Annotated in this window: 13 protein-coding genes and 2 tRNA genes; 7 read left to right on the forward strand and 8 right to left on the reverse strand. The window is 60.9% G+C overall.

Annotation, left to right across the window (positions count from 1 at the left end; all coding sequences use genetic code 11):
* The first annotated feature begins 161 nt into the window (after positions 1-161).
* The gene (locus EMB92_RS02700; RefSeq protein ID WP_043167649.1) at positions 162-1,391 is read left to right on the forward strand and encodes an acetate/propionate family kinase; all 1,230 of its coding nucleotides are present in this window, start codon (positions 162-164) and stop codon (positions 1,389-1,391) included.
* Between the two features lie 144 nt (positions 1,392-1,535).
* Here EMB92_RS02700 and aroA read toward each other — a convergent pair whose 3' ends face one another.
* Positions 1,536-2,873: a 3-phosphoshikimate 1-carboxyvinyltransferase gene (gene aroA, locus EMB92_RS02705; RefSeq protein ID WP_190973531.1), complete on the reverse strand. Its 1,338-nt coding sequence runs from the start codon at positions 2,871-2,873 to the stop codon at positions 1,536-1,538.
* A 139-nt stretch (positions 2,874-3,012) separates the two neighbouring features.
* Positions 3,013-4,002, reverse strand: a complete 990-nt coding sequence (locus tag EMB92_RS02710; protein ID WP_150393690.1) for a hypothetical protein — start codon at positions 4,000-4,002, stop codon at positions 3,013-3,015.
* Positions 4,003-4,252: 250 nt separating this feature from the next.
* On the opposite strand from EMB92_RS02710, the gene EMB92_RS02715 reads away from it, so the two are divergent.
* Positions 4,253-5,161 carry a hypothetical protein gene (locus tag EMB92_RS02715; protein WP_150393691.1) on the forward strand — a complete coding sequence of 303 codons (909 nt, stop codon included), beginning with the start codon at positions 4,253-4,255 and terminating at the stop codon, positions 5,159-5,161.
* Here EMB92_RS02715 and EMB92_RS02720 read toward each other — a convergent pair.
* Together EMB92_RS02720 and EMB92_RS02725 are read right to left on the reverse strand one after the other, a co-directional pair.
* Positions 5,151-6,407, reverse strand: coding sequence for an MFS transporter (locus EMB92_RS02720; protein WP_150393692.1), 1,257 nt, complete (start codon positions 6,405-6,407; stop codon positions 5,151-5,153). The genes EMB92_RS02715 and EMB92_RS02720 overlap by 11 nt on opposite strands.
* Before the next feature lie 183 nt (positions 6,408-6,590).
* Positions 6,591-7,889, reverse strand: a complete 1,299-nt coding sequence (locus tag EMB92_RS02725) for an ABC transporter permease (RefSeq protein WP_223847529.1) — start codon at positions 7,887-7,889, stop codon at positions 6,591-6,593.
* 72 nt (positions 7,890-7,961) lie between these two features.
* Between EMB92_RS02725 and EMB92_RS02730 the strand changes: the two genes are divergently transcribed.
* Both EMB92_RS02730 and EMB92_RS02735 read left to right on the forward strand, forming a co-directional pair.
* A tRNA-Pro gene (locus EMB92_RS02730) sits at positions 7,962-8,038 on the forward strand.
* A gap of 318 nt (positions 8,039-8,356) precedes the next feature.
* Entirely contained in the window at positions 8,357-9,031 is a 675-nt protein-coding gene (locus EMB92_RS02735) for a DUF3800 domain-containing protein (RefSeq protein WP_150393693.1), read from the forward strand.
* A gap of 552 nt (positions 9,032-9,583) precedes the next feature.
* Here EMB92_RS02735 and EMB92_RS02740 read toward each other — a convergent pair.
* Entirely contained in the window at positions 9,584-10,183 is a 600-nt protein-coding gene (locus EMB92_RS02740) for a GNAT family N-acetyltransferase (RefSeq protein ID WP_150393694.1), read from the reverse strand.
* Between the two features lie 427 nt (positions 10,184-10,610).
* Between EMB92_RS02740 and EMB92_RS02745 the strand changes: the two genes are divergently transcribed.
* The 3 genes from EMB92_RS02745 to EMB92_RS02755 all read left to right on the forward strand — a co-directional run bounded on the left by EMB92_RS02745 (position 10,611) and on the right by EMB92_RS02755 (position 12,210).
* Entirely contained in the window at positions 10,611-10,871 is a 261-nt protein-coding gene (locus EMB92_RS02745; protein WP_150393695.1) for a type II toxin-antitoxin system RelB/DinJ family antitoxin, read from the forward strand.
* A 144-nt stretch (positions 10,872-11,015) separates the two neighbouring features.
* Positions 11,016-11,483, forward strand: a complete 468-nt coding sequence (locus EMB92_RS02750) for an aminoacyl-tRNA deacylase (protein WP_150393696.1) — start codon at positions 11,016-11,018, stop codon at positions 11,481-11,483.
* Between the two features lie 160 nt (positions 11,484-11,643).
* On the forward strand, positions 11,644-12,210 hold the full coding sequence (locus tag EMB92_RS02755) for an ASCH domain-containing protein (RefSeq protein ID WP_150393697.1): 567 nt from the start codon (positions 11,644-11,646) through the stop codon (positions 12,208-12,210).
* A gap of 576 nt (positions 12,211-12,786) precedes the next feature.
* On the opposite strand, the gene EMB92_RS02760 is transcribed toward EMB92_RS02755, so the two are convergent.
* The 3 genes from EMB92_RS02760 to EMB92_RS02770 all read right to left on the reverse strand — a co-directional run bounded on the left by EMB92_RS02760 (position 12,787) and on the right by EMB92_RS02770 (position 15,892).
* Positions 12,787-12,874 (reverse strand) — tRNA-Leu (locus EMB92_RS02760).
* A gap of 159 nt (positions 12,875-13,033) precedes the next feature.
* Entirely contained in the window at positions 13,034-15,175 is a 2,142-nt protein-coding gene (gene glgX, locus EMB92_RS02765) for a glycogen debranching protein GlgX (protein WP_150393698.1), read from the reverse strand.
* A 93-nt stretch (positions 15,176-15,268) separates the two neighbouring features.
* On the reverse strand, positions 15,269-15,892 hold the full coding sequence (locus EMB92_RS02770) for an NUDIX hydrolase (RefSeq protein WP_081887155.1): 624 nt from the start codon (positions 15,890-15,892) through the stop codon (positions 15,269-15,271).
* Position 15,893: the final 1 nt, after the last annotated feature.

The following is a 15,893-nucleotide window of genomic DNA, read 5'->3' on the forward strand; positions in this document are numbered from 1 at the left end:
CGTAGGCTCGGCCGAACGGCCTCGAGTGTGTCTGGCACCATGTTCCCGTTCTCCGTCCCGGAACATCGAAGCCCAGTAGTTTGTAGTAAGTAGCGAGTAGTCTGACTAACGGTAACCCGTGTCAGCGGGAAACAGACAAATCACAATGGAGGATGCCCACAATGGCGAAAACCGTCCTTGTCATCAATTCCGGTTCCAGCTCTATCAAGTACCAGCTGGTCGACCTTGAAACCGGCGAAGGCCTGGCTTCCGGCCTCGTCGAGAAGATCGGCGAGCCGATCGACGGCCACTACAAGCACGAGTACAACGGCGAGAAGCACGAGCTCGAGGAGCCGATCCACGATCACGAGCAGGGCCTCAAGCGCGTGCTCGGCTTCTTCGAGGAGTACGGCCCGAACCTGTCCGAGGCGGGCATCGTGGCCGTCGGCCACCGCGTCGTCCAGGGCGGCTCCATCTTCCCGAAGCCGGCGCTGGTCACCGACAAGACCATCAACCAGGTCAAGGATCTTGCCGTGCTCGCCCCGCTGCACAACGGCCCGGAGGCCAAGGGCGCCGAGGTCATGCGCTCCCTGCTGCCGGACGTGCCGCAGATCTTCGTCTTCGACTCCTCCTTCTTCTTCCAGCTGCCGAAGGCCGCCAGCACCTACGCGCTGAACAAGGAGATCGCCGACCAGTACCACATCCGCCGCTACGGCGCCCACGGCACCTCCCACGAGTTCATCTCCTCCGTGGTGCCGGAGGTCGTCGGCAAGCCGGCCGAGGGTCTCAAGCAGATCGTCCTGCACATCGGCAACGGTGCCTCCGCCTCCGCCGAGGTGTCCGGCAAGCCGGTCGAGACCTCCATGGGTCTGACCCCGCTCGAGGGCCTCGTCATGGGCGGCCGTACCGGTGACATCGACCCGGCCGTGGTCTTCCACCTGATCCGCAACGCCCACATGAACGTCGACGAGCTCGACGCCCTGTTCAACAAGCGCTCCGGCATGATGGGCATGACCGGCTTCGGCGATCTGCGCGAGGTCCACCGTCTGGTGGCCGAGGGCAACGAGGACGCCAAGCTGGCCCTCGACGTCTACGTGCACCGCATCGTCAGCTACATCGGCAACTACACCTACCAGATGGGTGGCTGCGACGTGATCACCTTCACCGCCGGTGTCGGCGAGAACGATGACATCGTGCGCAAGATGGTGTGCGACAAGCTCGCTCCGTTCGGCGTCAAGCTGGACGAGGAGAAGAACGCGACCCGCTCCAAGCAGCCGCGCATCATCTCCACGCCGGATTCCTCCGTGATCATCGCCGTGATCCCGACCAACGAGGAGCTGGCCATCGCCCGCAAGTCCGCCGCCATCGCCGAGGCCGGCGAGGACACCTACGGCAACAAGTTCGCCAAGTGAGTAGTCTGATCGCCTGAGCCGTCGGGTCGCCGCCGAAGCGGGCGATCCGACGCGAAGACAGGCAGGGGCCTGCATCGGGTTCATCCGAACTCCGATGCAGGCCCCTGCCGTTTCCGGATGCTGCTTGTCAGGATTTCCGAACAGCTATCCGAGCAGCCTGTTCCACATGCCCACGAAGTCGGGCAGCGTCTTTCTGGTGGTTTCGACGTCAACCACATCCACACCGGGCACCTTGAGTCCGACCATCGCGGCGAACGTGGCCATGCGGTGATCGGCGTAGGTCTCTATGACCGCACCGTGCAGCCGGTCCGCCGGCACCGGCGTGATGGCGATGCCGTCCGGCAGTTCGGTCGCCCGTCCTCCGATTCGCGTGATCTCGGTGACGAGCGCGGCGAGTCTGTTCGTCTCGTGGCCACGCAGATGTCCGATGCCGATCATGTTCGTGGGCTTGTCGGCGAAGACGAGGATCGCCGCCAGGGAGGGCGCGATCTCACCGGCCGCGGTCAGGTCGAAGTCGCCGAGGCCATGGATGCTCCCGTCGGATTCCACGGCGCAGTAGCGCACGCCGTTCTCCTCGGGGAACGTGATGCGCGCGCCCATCGCCTCAAGATATCCGGGCAGGAGACCACCGGGTTGGGTGGTTTCGACCGGCCAGTGGGGCACGCGGACACGCCCTCCTGCGATCAGCGCCGCTCCGAGGAACGGCGCCGCGTTCGACAGGTCCGGTTCGACGACCACGCGCTCGGGCAGCTGAAGTTCGCCGTGTTCGACGCTCCACAGGTGATGCGCCTCATCGGCCGTGGCATGGCCGCCGGCACCGTTGACGTCGGCGACGGTCATGTGGATGTGCGGCAGGCTCGGGGTCCTCTCCCCCGTGTGCGTCAGTTCGAGTCCTGCGGGCAGACGCGAGCCGACAAGCAACAGTCCGGAGATGAACTGGGACGAACCGGAGGAGTCGATCGACACCTTGGCCAGGGAATCCGGCAATGTCTTCGGCGGCGTGACCGTGAACGGCAGGAAGCCCTCCTCACCGTGGTATTCGATCGTCGCACCCAACTGCTCGAGTCCGTCGAGTACGGGCTTCATCGGACGTGCGTACGCCTGTTCGTCGCCGTCGAATCGCACGGCATCGTCTGCGAACAGCGCGAGACCGGGCACAAATCGCATCACGGTTCCGGCGAGGCCGCAGAATACGTCCACATTGCCGCGGAAGCGGCCGGAGGCCGGGGGCGTCACGGTAACGGTGGTGTCGTTGTCCGGATCGACGGCACAGGTCACGCCAAGCGCCTCAAGGGCACCCATCATCAATTCGGTGTCCCGGGAGCGCAGCAGTCCCACCAGCGTGACCGGCTTCGATCCCAATGCGGCGAGGATCAGATACCGGTTCGACAGGGACTTGCTGCCGGGGATGGTGATGGTCGCGTCGATCGGGCCATCGGGCGTGGGCGCGGCCCACAGGCTCTCATGCTTCGTTTCGCTCATACGCCCCATCGTATAAGGCGTCTGCGAACTGAAGAAGCCGCATGTCCATCGCAGTGTCCCTATCGACCGGGCGTTCGTCTCAGGCATTCGTCGGACGGACCATCAACATCGCCAAGCCCCATGTGGGGACGAACGGACGCTACTTGCCGTCGTGCTGGTATCCCTGCTGTATCGCGACGTTGAGTTTGTCGAGCAGGGCGGTCGGGTCCGCGTTCTCCCGTGACTGACGCAGCTGCTCCTGAAGGGTGTTGAGCGCGCCATAGGAGGTGTCGAGGTCGACGAGCTGCGAGGAGAGATCCTTCAGCTGCTTGCCCTGATCGGAGCTGGAGGAATACGACGAGGGATCGCCGATCGCCTTCATCTGGTTGATGATCGCGGTCATCTGGTCGAGCGTCTGTCCAAGGGTGGAGGAGAACTCGGAGACGACCTGTGCCTTCGCGTCGTCCAGAGGCTCCACCGCGGCCTTGCACGTGGCGATGTACTGCTCATAGTTGGTGATGAAGTCGGCATCGTACATCGTGCCGCTGGGGGTCTTGCCGCATGCCGTGACCATTGCGGACAGCGGCTGTGCGGAATCCGCCAGGTTCTCGGACAATCGCACGAAATGCTTGGCCTGCGTGGCGTAGACGGTGTACGCGGCGAGTACGTCGGGATCCTTGGCCGCCCGCAGATCGGCGAATGCGTCCACCGATTTGCCGAGTTTGGAGGCCTGCGCCTTGAGGGTCTGCTCCTTGGAGGCGTCATAGGAGACGCCCTGCGCGTAGAGGAACTTGAACGCGTCATCGACGGCCGCCGACGTGGCCGCGTACTGCTTGGCCATCGTGGAGGTCTGCTGCGCAGCCGTCGAATAGTCGGAGGCGCGTACGGCGGAGAACGGCTTGAGCACGATCAGCGCCACGACCACCGCGACGACCGCGATTACGGCGACGATGGTGCCGATGATGGCCGACAGCGGCGGACGCCTGCGTTTGAGCTCGACCGGGCGAATGAGCTCGTCGAAGTCGGGTGCTTCGATCGGAGAACGCATGCCGGGAGCGTCAAGCGGTACGATATCGACCTGACTGCCGTTTCTTTCGTCGTGTTCGTCACGTTCGTCGTCGGTGACGGTCCTGTCCTGCACGTCGGTCATACGGTCTCCCTTGCTTGCGCCATCGTATGGCGGAATCGCAACGGAAATCGGCCGTCATGCGCAATCGTCTATCGAAAGCGTCCGGTCGAATCCGTCCGATGCGGTGGTGATCATTCTCAGGGTAATCGGGAGGACTGACCAAGAAACGGCCATCCGTGGGGCACGGATGCACGGCGGACACTCGATGGATACAGTGGATCACGGTGGATGACGATGGATGACGGAATCGTCGTGACGTCGGAGGTGTCTTATGAGAATCATCGAGCAATGCTGCCGAGGCAAGCATACGGATCAGACGCTCAATGAGGACGGGCTGTTCGTCTCGGATCGGTTCGCCGCGGTGGTGGATGGCGTGACCGGCAAGAGCGTGCGTCATCCTTGGGATCCGAGCGGCGGCGTGGTGGCGAAGGACGCGATGCTGGATGTGCTGGCGTCGCTGCCCGCCGATGCGGGCATGAGGGACGTCCAGTGTCTGGTAGATGAACGGTTCCGAGCCGCGTATCAGGCGCATCCGCTGGGCCCGTCGTTCTTCGAACATGAGCCGTTGGAACGTCTGCAGGCCAACGCCGTGGTGTATAGCGCATCGAGGGGCGAGGCGTGGCTGTTCGGCGACTGCCAGATCATGGTCAACGGCGTGCAAACGCCCACGCTGAAGAAGGTGGACGAGCTGCTGGGCGACCTGAGATCGTTCGCGGCGCAGGCTCTGCGTCTCATGGAAGCAGGCAAGCAACGGGACGCGGAGGGCGAACAGGACAACACCTTGGACAACGTCGGTGACGCCGGTGACGCCGGCACCGCCGAGACCGCAGCCGGAACGCGCATGCCACCCAACGATCCCGCACGAGAGATGATCCTGCCGTTCCTGCGGCTCCAGTCGCAATTCGCGAACCGACGGGGTGAATACGGCTATTTCGTGTTCGACGGGTTCACTGATCCGACGTATCCGATCCAAGTCGTGCCTGTCCGTCCCGGTGACGAGGTGGTGCTCGCCTCGGACGGCTATCCCCTACTCGCACCCACGTTGGACGGTTCGGAACGCGAGCTGGAGCGGCTGCGCCGTGAGGACCCGCAGCTCATCCGCGAATACCGTTCCACGAAGGGTTTCACGGCCGGCCTGAAGTCGTTCGACGACCGCACCTACCTGCGATTCATCGCCTAGCCGCGGATTCGCCGTCTCGCGTCGCCACCGCAGATCCGTGCCTGACACGTCTCATCCGTCCGGCGACGAAGACGCACACAAGCAGGATCAGCGCGAAGAGGGATCCGAACAACAGACCCGTCCTGAGATCGTCGCCGTTGGCGGAGGCGACGAAACCGACCAACGACGGGCCTCCCGCACATCCCAGATCGCCCGCCACGGCGAGCAGCGCGAACATCAGCGTACCGCCGCCCGGCATCGCCTCGGCGGCCATCGAGAACGTACCGGGCCACATGATACCCACGGAGAAGCCGGTGACCGCGCAGGCGACCAGATTGATCACGGGCATTGGGGACAGGGCGGCGGTCAGATACATGGCGACGCACAGCACCGAGCTGCCAGCGATGAAGACCGTGAGATTCATCCTGTGACCGAGGATGCCGTAGATCGTTCTGGACAATCCCATCATCAGGGCAAACATCGCCGGACCGGCCAGATCGCCGACGACCTTGGCAACGCCAAGACCCGATTCGGCGAAGGCGCTGGCCCACTGGCTCATTCCCTGCTCGGCGGCACCGGCGCACAGCATCATAAGGAACATGAGCAGAAACACGGGTCTGCCGACCAGATCGATGAAACGCATGGCCACCGTCCCCTCAGGAACGATGCGCGGCATGGGCACACCGATGAACATCGCGATGCCGATGGCAGGCACGATCGCCCATAGACATGCCAGCACCGGCCACGAGTTCGCGCCGAAGAAGAACAGGAACAACGTGGAGATCACCACCGTGCCGAGCTGTCCCCAGCAGTAGAAGGAATGCAGCAGACTCATCGCCTTGTCCTTGTGCTCGCTGGGGCACGCCTCGACGATGGGCGAGACCATCACCTCGATCAGTCCCCCGCCGAGCGCATACAGGAAGATGGCCACGAGGATGGCCGCATACGGATCGGGGACACGGGTGGGAGCCAGTCCCAGCACCAGAAGACCGGCGAGCGCCGCGACGTGCGCCGCGATGATGCAGGGCCTGTATCCTATGCGGTCCACGAATCTGCCGGCGAGCACGTCGACGATCAGCTGGGTCACGAAGTTGACGGTGATGAGGGCCGATAGTCTGGCCATGCCGATGTCGAACGTCGTCGCGAAGGTGACGAACAGCAACGGCATGAAGTTGTTGATGACCGCCTGGGTGATGTATCCGACGAAACACGCGATGACCGTGCGATCGTAGTTCGGTCCGGAACTCTGAAGTGCGGAGTGTCTCATGGCCGTTGGTTCCCCGGTTGTCGTCGATGCGCCTCGTTGCGAATTGCTCATGGGTTCATCGTAGCGCGGGTCTTCGTCGATCGGCGGTTCACCCGGGCTCACGTGCTTTGGCATGTGCCGGGTCTCGATTCGTCGGCGCGGGCCGGACGTGTTGCGGATCGGAGGGGATGCTGATCGAACGGATCAGCGGTCGGAGGCGATGCGTGACTCCGGCATGGCGGTTGACGGCTTATGCGCGCCCGCGTGTATGGAGGTGCCGGCTGTGACGTTCGCCGTGATGCTCATGGGAACGGTCTGTGATCCGGTACCGGTGCTCGCATCGACGTCGGAGTCGATCTGGGCGTTGTCGTCCGACTGTCCCTCACCATTGTCCTCGAGCTGCAGCTGCGCCTGATGGCGCACGAGCTGCATCGTGACACGATCCGCCTCGATCGCGGCGATCTGTCTGGAGAAGACGATGAACCATCCGAGGAAGAGCAGGCCGGCGAGCGCCTCGACGTTGGTCAGGGTGTTGTGGCCGAGCATCATGTTGGCCCAGAATCCCGCGCACACCAGTGCGACGAGATCGGAGACGACCATCACCGCCTTGCCGATGCGTGGCGCGAGCCATGGCAGCAGCAGGAACAGCAGCAGCATGATGAACGGCAGTCCCTTCGCGCAGATGTTGTGCATCAGGTTGTGCGGCGTGTAACGGAACGCGCCGATGCCTATGAATGCGAGACCGGACAGGGTGAGCAGCACGGCGAGTACGGTCATGCGCGTGACGAAATGCGGGATGTCGTAACCGCGATTGGGGTCGTCGCGCGTGTGGTCGTGCCATAGGCGCATGAGTCGTTCGGTGGTCAGCAGTTCGGAGACCGCGAAGTAGCTGACGATGATGATGCACACGCCGGCCAGCATCAGCGTGGAGTTGAACATCGTGGCGGCGAAGGTGGTCCTGTCCCCCAGCTGGGAGAAGTTGTTGTGATACCAGTATGGGTCATCCGTGGTCAGTCCCGCGACGCTCACGCCGGCGATCACGAAGAACGGCAGCAGGGAGGCGAGGGTCTTCGCGCTCATCATCTCCGCCTGCACGAACGTCATGTAGCCGACGACTCCGGCGAATGCGGCGCACACCGACGACATGTATCCGACGAACAGCGTGCCCATCATCTCGTTGATCGCGCCGAGCAGCGCGAACGACGACAGGAACGTGGTCGCGGCGTACACGGTGGAGAGGGCCAGCGTCTCGATGATGCGGCGGATCGGCGCGAGCCAGCCGTTCTTCAGGGTCATCGAGCGGGAGTTGGAGATGTATCCGACGCAGAACGACACTACGGCGCAGGCGGCGACGATGCCCGCGCAGACGGTGAACCGGCGCTGCGAGACCTGCCAGATGGCGGGGGCGTACTGCAGGTAGAGGTTCATGCCGATGGCGCCGACGCAGGCGCACAGGATGAACGAGATCAGGCCGCCGGTCTCCGCACGTTGATGACGGCCCATGTTCTACCTCCTCCGTGTCACGTCCACCTGTATTGTACAATGACTGGTTGTGCCTGATACTAGGTACGAATACGGGCCGTAGCGCAGTTTGGTAGCGCGCCTGCTTTGGGAGCAGGATGTCGCGGGTTCAAATCCCGCCGGCCCGACCATAAGCTTTACTCCCGCTTGGGATTTGCAGCCTGCCATTCAATGCGGAACGCCGCTGCAGTAACAATCCGGTAACAATGACCGCAGATTTTAACTTCAATTGGCCGTGCAGGAAAAAAATCCCCGGGGTTTCATGATGTTTCGCATGAGTGACGTTCCGGGGCATTCGCCATTAGTATAGCCATCATGAATCCTGGCTCTTGCATGTCAGAGCTGGTTCTGTCATAATGGTGACGCTTCGTCCCGTAAGGGCGAGGCTCCAAGTCGCCGGGGGTATTCCCCCGGCATTCCTTTATCCGCCGTCTTGTCAGGGGAATCGGTTGAGCGAATTGAGCATCTTCGTGGATGAGTCCGGCGAATGGGGCAAGCTGTCCGAATACTATCTCATCACGCTGGTGTTCCATGTGCAGTCCACGCCCATAACCACGCACATCGAGAAGTATGAACGGCATCTGACAGATTCGGCTTTGCCGGACATTCCGTTCCATGCCGGTCCGTTGTTCAACGGGCACAACGATTACGAGGACGTCTCATTCGCGGATCGCAAGAGACTGTTCTTCGCGTTCTTCACGCTTGCCCGCAACCTTCCGTTCCGATACGTGACGTTCGCCCATCGCAAAAGCATGTTCGACGGCGACAGGACCCGATTCGAAGCACAGCTCAAACGCGATCTTGCGGACTTCTTCTTATCACATCTCAACGAATTCCAATCGTATGAGACAATCAAGGTGTACTACGACAATGGGCAGCAAATCGTATCGAATGCGCTGAAAGCATCCATCGACTATGCGCTGTCCAAGGAGGCCGTCGTGTATCGCGATGCGCAACCGAAGGACTATCGTCTGGAGCAGGCCGCCGATTTGATGTGCACCATCGAACTGACAGCGTTGAAATTCAACGCCGGCGAAGAGACCGCTACCGACCGAAAGATGTTCAAAGATCGGCGTGACTTCCGTAAAAACTATCTCAAGATTCTACGACGCAAGCAATTCTGATAGAATCCAGAAGCATGGTCTTTCTGCCGGGAATCCAGTAACTACCGACGAAACAGTTCTTGCTGGACTGCAATCCAACCACTCACGACACGCCGAACGTGTCGCCTTCCCAAGCAACAAATCCCAGTAACATTTCAGTAACAGTGACCGTCAGGATTAGCCAAACCCACTGGTTCCAGCAAAGAACACCAAAACTCAGAAACGGCTTGATTCCAACGATATTCAGCCCATCCAAAGCAGCTGATTTTTGCAAAACAACCCCCTGATGGTACAGGATGTCGCGGGTTCAAATCCCGCCGGCCCGACCATAAAACCTTACTTCCACTTGGGATTTGTGGTTTCGTCGTTCGGTGTGGAACGCCACCGCAGTAACAATCCGGCAACCAACAATGACCGCGGACTTCAGCCGTGACATCATCGCCATCATCAGGACCAACGCCTGATATCTGCGAACATCCGGATACCCCGATTCATGCGCCACCGCATCTCGATCTCCCGCACGAGAGCATCGGCCTACTCTGCACTTGTACATTCAGAGGTTCATGCAGAGGTTCAAGATTCCCATTCGTCCGCCATGACGATACGGTAGACACCGTCATGGTATGCGTCGATGAGGTTGAAATAGTCGTGTTTCGACTCGAAGACCGGTTTCATGCCGCACTTGTCCATCACACGACCGGACTGGGAGTTCTCCGCGTAGTGTCCACCCCACACGGCGTCCTTATGCAGCGCATCGAACGCATAGCCGAGCACCGCCTTCAACGCCTCGGGCATATAACCGTTGCCCCAGAATGGGCGACCGATCCAATAGCCCAACTCCAGCGCATTGCCGCCAAGGTACTTGCCGTAGCGCTTTCTGAGTCCGGCGTCCGCCTCGACCGGATCGATGATGTAGTGACTGACCGTCTTGAGCGCGATGCTGCCAACCGGCTCATCGCCATTGTCCCTGATGGTGATGGCCCAGTTGTTCTCTACGGCGAGAATGTTTCCGATGTCGTTCAGGCTGCCCTCGACACTGGTATGCGGAGGCCAGCCGCACAGCAGTCCGATCTCCGGATCGGAAGCATACCGGAACAGCGCGTCGGCATCGGCCGTGTCATCGGTTCTCCACGGGCGTAGCAGCAGCCTTGCGGTTTCAATCGTCTCGCTCATCCGGACCTCCCGGACCGTCGGAATCATTAGGCCCCATACTAGCCGCAGCAACCGGATATGACAGGAATCCGCCGCCTTTCCAGTCTGAGGACGCAGAGTGCCGTTGGCCATTGCCCGTAAATCACCGTCCGCTCGATGCGGTGTATGACCTCGTCACGGTGCAGGACCCGACGACGAAGCACGGCAAACATGTTCCGTTCGCCCATGCATGAATCCCATCACCAATGACGACATAATAGGGATGTTGCAGGTTCCTATAACCCAGAGCGACCCCGACCAGCTTCACAGGATCCCGTGAGGCATAACAATGCCCTCAGCATTGAAAAATCCCCCGGGGGTTTATGACGTCGCGCGAACGACCGAGCACTACGCTCCAGTGTTACAATGTTCATACATAAGCATTACTTTAGTCAGTGAGGAGTTTGCGATGGCCGATACCGCGACGATCACTTTCCGCACGGACCCACAGGTCAAGCAGCAGGCGAAGGAACTGTATGAGTCGATGGGGCTGGATCTGTCAACCGCATTGAACATGTTCCTGCGCCAGTCTCTGACCGACAACGGTATGCCGTTCCGCGCCACGAGGGAGAATCCACTGAACATTGAGGCCCGCCGTCAGGCCGACACCCGGGAAGGTGCCGCGTTCTCGTCTGCGAATGATCTGATGAAGGACCTGATGGATGCTTAGATCCGTCTTCCGCACCACGCAGTTCAAGAGTTCAAGAAGGACTTCAGAGGACTGTTGAGGAAGCATTACGACCAGCTGTACTGACATGTGACGCCGGAATACCGTCCACGAGCAGAAAAACACCATTGACCGGAGGAGCACGATATGGCCAGTTACGAACAGATCAAGCAGTTCGCGCAACTGCATCCCGAACAGGCCCGAATCATAGAACACGAGACCGCGATCGTCGACTTGGAGTCCGGTGCGAGGGTGTTCGACATCGCCAAGGCTGCGGCCACCTATATCGTCGAGGCCAGGGAGGGCGTGTTCGCTGTCGTCGCTTCCGCCACGGGACACCTGAAATGGCGTCAACTCGGCCGCGCCCTGGGATTGCATCAGATCCATCTGGCATCACCGGAGCTGGTCAAGGAGCGCACGGGTTACGACGTCGGCATGGTCGGCCCGCTGTTCCTGGACGGCCTGCGCATGTTCTTCGACAACAGGCTTCTGGAGCATGACACGGTGTACTGCGGTACGGAGGATGCGCACCACACGCTCGCCATCGCGCCAAGACTCATTGTCGACAGCAACGACATCGCCGGCTACTTCGACAGCGACGAATACCTGAAGTAGACCGACTGACCAATAGCCAAATGCCGAAAACCGGACTTATCCACCGAGAAGGATGCCCGAGCGGCAACCGCGGATGCCGGAATACACGTTGACCTCGGAGTTTCATGATGTTTCGCATGAGTGACTTTCACGGGTTCTTGTACTCGTTAGTATTGGCTCCATGACCAATAACACGCAAGCCACAGTCGCTGATCTGCGCAACTGGTTCCCACATGGTGCATGCGCCGATACGAGCAATCGGCGCAGTCATCAGGAACCGCTCACCCAAACGAACGCGGACTCAGAACGAACGCATCCCGAGGATCTTGCGAATCTGCCGAAGGCCGAGTTTATGATGCCGGGGCCGGAGCGCGACCGACTGGTCGACCTCATCCTCGACGGTACAAAAACCGCCACCACATCACTGCTGATCGACTATCAGGAGTGTGGCGACCCACTGCCCAAGGTCGGCGACCAGTCCATGCTGGTGGACTCCGATGAATGCGGAGTAGCGGTGCTCGTCACCACCGCGGTCGATGTAGTCCGACTAGCCGACGTCACCGATCGGCATGCCATCGACGAAGGCGAGGGCAACACCACGGCGGACGAATGGCGGCGTGTACACGAGGCATTCTGGGACTCGCAGAACTACCGCGCCGAATTCACCGACCATGATTTCCCGATCGACGATGACACGCCGGTCGTCCTGGAACATTTCACGGTCAAGGAACTGCTGCCCCAACGATAGCCACCTGTCACCGTTGCGCGCTGATACTCTCACCAAATGAGCATCAGCAGGAAATCGTCACGCAGTATTGGCGGATACGTCTCTCCCAACCCCCGAAGGGATCTGCTTGTCGTTCCGCCTCTTCGGGAAGCGGTCGTCGGGATGATCGGGGGATCCAGAGGGGAAAACGCGAACAATCATGTTGAGTCCCCCGGATTCGTGGGACTCAACATGATCCCGGCAATTTTTGGCTCTGAGTCCCCCGGACCGCCTGCGCACTGTCTGCGCACGTTGCGGCCATCCGCTGCGTACACAGCAGGAATCATTGAAATTACGCCATTCCCGAATGGCAATGATGGTTCGCTTCCGGTCCGGTAATGATACAGGCGGGTGACATCGAGGGACTCAGCACGGAAAACGCGGGGAGTCGCGTTGAGTCCCCCGGATTCGTGGGACTCAACGCGACTGCGGCCAAGTTCGGCGTTGAATCCCCCGAGGCTCACGGCCCTTCGACATGATCGGGTTCCGGAAACGAAACTGAAGCGGCAATACGAAAAGGCCTCGTGTTTCCACGAGGCCTCAATCGTATGTTATCCGTGCCCGAGACGGGACTTGAACCCGTACGCCCGTTAAAAATAGGCACTAGCACCTCAAGCTAGCGCGTCTACCATTCCGCCACCCGGGCAGGTGTCGATCAGACAACAGATGATGAGTTTACTACAGTTTGACGAATCGTCAACCCGCGTGTCGCACCGATGTTCCCCGTCGACTTCTCTCCTCCAGTCAGCCGCTGACAGCCCCCTCTGACGAGGGGGCCGACAAACGGACAGAAATCGACTACCGATCAGAAGTTGCGCGGCTGGACGGGCTTTTCGGCGCTCATCAGCAGCATGAAGCTGCGCGACTGCGCGGTGATCGTGAACCCGGCCTCGTAGTTGAGCACCGGACCCTTCGGGTTGTGCGTGTCGACAATCAGCTTCCACTTGTGGCCGTAACGTTCCTCAGGCAGCGTGAACTGGATGGGTTCGTAGTGCGCGTTGAAGATGAGGATGAAGTCGTTGTCCACCATCGGGTTGCCGTAGTAGTCCAGCTCGGGGATATCCGAACCGTTGAGGTACACCATCATCGAGAAGGCGTGCGTGTTCTGCCAGTCCTCCATGTCCATGATGGAGCCGGTGTGATCGAACCATTCGACCTGCGGGATCGTCTCGGTGTCCTCCCCCGGCTCACGTCCGGAGAAGAAGCGACGCCGGTGCAGCACCGGATGATCGAGGCGCAGGTGAATGAGCTTCGAGACGAACTCGAACATGTCCTCGCGCGTCTCATCCAGATCCCAGTCGGTCCACGAGATCTCGTTGTCCTGGCAGTAGGCGTTGTTGTTGCCCTGCTGGGTACGCTCGACCTCGTCGCCGCCGCAGATCATCGGAATGCCCTGGCTGACCAGCAGCGTGGAGAACATGTTGCGGATCTGACGCTGACGCAGCTCGTTGACGTCGAGGATGGTGGTGGGACCCTCCACGCCGCAGTTCCACGAGCGGTTGTTCGACTCGCCGTCACGGTTGCCTTCGCCGTTGGCGTCGTTGTGCTTCCCGTTGTACGACACGAGGTCGTTCATCGTGAAACCGTCGTGCGCGGTGATGAAATTGACCGACGCGACCGGACGACGTCCGTTCATCTGATACAGGTCGGACGAGCCCATGAGGCGCGACGCGAACTCGGGCAGCGTGGACGGCTGCGAGCGCCAGAAGTCACGAACGGTGTCGCGGTAACGGCCGTTCCATTCGGACCAGCTGGACGGGAAGCCGCCCACCTGATAGCCGCCGGAGCCCAGATCCCACGGTTCGGCGATGAGCTTGACGCGGCTGATGACCGGATCCTGCTCGACGATGTCGAAGAACGCGGAGAGCTTGTCGACCTCCTGGAACTGACGGGCCAGCGTCGCGGCAAGATCGAATCGGAAGCCGTCGACGTGCATTTCGGACACCCAGTAGCGCAGGGAGTCGGTGATGAGCTGCAGCGCGTGCGGCGAACGCATGAGCAGCGAGTTGCCGGTTCCGGTGGTGTCGAAGTAGTGCTGCTGGTCGTTGTCGACCAGACGGTAGTAGGAGCGGTTGTCGATGCCCTTGAAGCTCAGGGTCGGACCCATGTGGTTGCCTTCGGCGGTGTGGTTGTACACCACGTCGAGGATGACCTCCATGCCGGCCTGATGGTAGGCCTTGACCATGGACTTGAACTCGTTGACCTGCTGGCCGCGCTCGCCTGCGGACGAGTAGGCGTTGTGCGGAGCGAAGAAGCCGATGGTGTTGTATCCCCAGTAGTTGGACAGCCCCTTCTCCTGCAGGAAGGAGTCGTTGACGAACTGGTGGATCGGCATGAGCTCGATGGCGGTGACGCCGAGCTTCTTCAGGTACTCGATGACCGTCGGGTATGCGAGGCCCGCGTAGGTGCCTCGGATGTCCGGAGGCACGTCCCTGTTGAGGTTGGTCATGCCACGCACGTGGGCTTCGTAGATCACGGAGTCGTGGTACGGGATGCGCGGGTGCTGGTCGTTGCCCCAGTCGAAGTAGGGGTTGACGACCACGGACTTCATCGTGTGCGCCGCGGAGTCGAGCAGGTTGACGTTGTAGGGGTTGTCGGGCGAGGAGAACCGGTAGGAGAAGAGACTCTCGTCACCGTCGATGTTGCCTTCGATGGCCTTGGCGTACGGGTCGAGCAGGAGCTTGGAGGGATTGCAGCGCAGACCCTGATTGGGGTCGTACGGTCCGTGCACGCGGAAGCCGTAGCGCTGTCCCGGCTGGAGGCCGGGAATGTAGTTGTGCCAGATGTACGAGTTCTGCTCGGTCATCTGGATGCGGGTCTCATAGTCGTTGTCGTCGAAAAGACACAACTCGACGCTGTCGGCAACCTGAGAGAACAATGCGAAGTTGACTCCGGCGCCGTCGTAGCTGGCGCCGAGCGGATAGGTTAAACCTGGTCGTATCTGCATAGTCACCAGTATCGCACCTCAAATCGTATGGAAATGTGTTGTTGTATGAACAGTCGGTGTTTCTTCGTGGACGAAGCGGCGTGGAACGCGGGATCAGGAGACACGGTTCGATTCGTGTCGGAGCCGTCGTATCGTCTCGTGCTGGATGGCGATGATCGAATTGGACGCGGTGATGCGCGTGGACAGAAGGTCGTCCCAGTCCACCCATGCGGATTCGACGTGCTCGTCGGGGTCGAAGTGCGTGTCGCGATGCGTCCATGAGTCGAGATGGAGGACCATGATGTGCGCGAGTTCATCAGTCATCCCCTCCGACGAGTAGTAGTCGCCGACGTGGTCGATGTCGAGTGCGTCGCGGGATGTCGGCACGACGCCGGTCTCCTCGGCGAGTTCGCGCAGCGCCGCCGTCTCCACGTCCTCGCCCGAGTCCATGAGTCCTGCGGGCAGTCCGTAGGCGAAGATGTCACTACCGGCACGGTATTCGCGTTCGATCAGATACCGGTCCGTCGTCGTATCGTGCACGAGCATGACCACGCATGGCGCGTGCCGGAGCACCTGCCGTCTGATACGTACGAGACCGCCCGTGTTGGTGGTCAGTCCGATGGTCATGTCGTCCACGTGGAAGATCGCGCCGCGGTACACCTCGCGGCTGTCGATCACCATCGCGGGCGTGTTCATGTCGATGCCGTCGGAACTGGCGTCCAGCGCATCCGTCGCCATG

The sequence above is a fragment of the Bifidobacterium callitrichos genome (assembly GCF_008698085.1).
In the GTDB taxonomy this organism is placed as follows: Bacteria; Actinomycetota; Actinomycetes; order Actinomycetales; family Bifidobacteriaceae; genus Bifidobacterium; species Bifidobacterium callitrichos.

What these genes read in the sequence shown, in the direction of transcription:
- EMB92_RS02700 (WP_043167649.1), top strand. Translation starts at nt 162, where the DNA reads ATGGCGAAAACCGTCCTTGTCATCAATTCCGGTTCCAGCTCTATCAAG.
- aroA (WP_190973531.1), bottom strand. Translation starts at nt 2,873, where the DNA reads ATGAGCGAAACGAAGCATGAGAGCCTGTGGGCCGCGCCCACGCCCGAT.
- EMB92_RS02710 (WP_150393690.1), bottom strand. Translation starts at nt 4,002, where the DNA reads ATGACCGACGTGCAGGACAGGACCGTCACCGACGACGAACGTGACGAA.
- EMB92_RS02715 (WP_150393691.1), top strand. Translation starts at nt 4,253, where the DNA reads ATGAGAATCATCGAGCAATGCTGCCGAGGCAAGCATACGGATCAGACG.
- EMB92_RS02720 (WP_150393692.1), bottom strand. Translation starts at nt 6,407, where the DNA reads ATGAGACACTCCGCACTTCAGAGTTCCGGACCGAACTACGATCGCACG.
- EMB92_RS02725 (WP_223847529.1), bottom strand. Translation starts at nt 7,889, where the DNA reads ATGGGCCGTCATCAACGTGCGGAGACCGGCGGCCTGATCTCGTTCATC.
- EMB92_RS02740 (WP_150393694.1), bottom strand. Translation starts at nt 10,183, where the DNA reads ATGAGCGAGACGATTGAAACCGCAAGGCTGCTGCTACGCCCGTGGAGA.
- EMB92_RS02745 (WP_150393695.1), top strand. Translation starts at nt 10,611, where the DNA reads ATGGCCGATACCGCGACGATCACTTTCCGCACGGACCCACAGGTCAAG.
- EMB92_RS02750 (WP_150393696.1), top strand. Translation starts at nt 11,016, where the DNA reads ATGGCCAGTTACGAACAGATCAAGCAGTTCGCGCAACTGCATCCCGAA.
- EMB92_RS02755 (WP_150393697.1), top strand. Translation starts at nt 11,644, where the DNA reads ATGACCAATAACACGCAAGCCACAGTCGCTGATCTGCGCAACTGGTTC.
- glgX (WP_150393698.1), bottom strand. Translation starts at nt 15,175, where the DNA reads ATGCAGATACGACCAGGTTTAACCTATCCGCTCGGCGCCAGCTACGAC.
- EMB92_RS02770 (WP_081887155.1), bottom strand. Translation starts at nt 15,892, where the DNA reads ATGGCGACGGATGCGCTGGACGCCAGTTCCGACGGCATCGACATGAAC.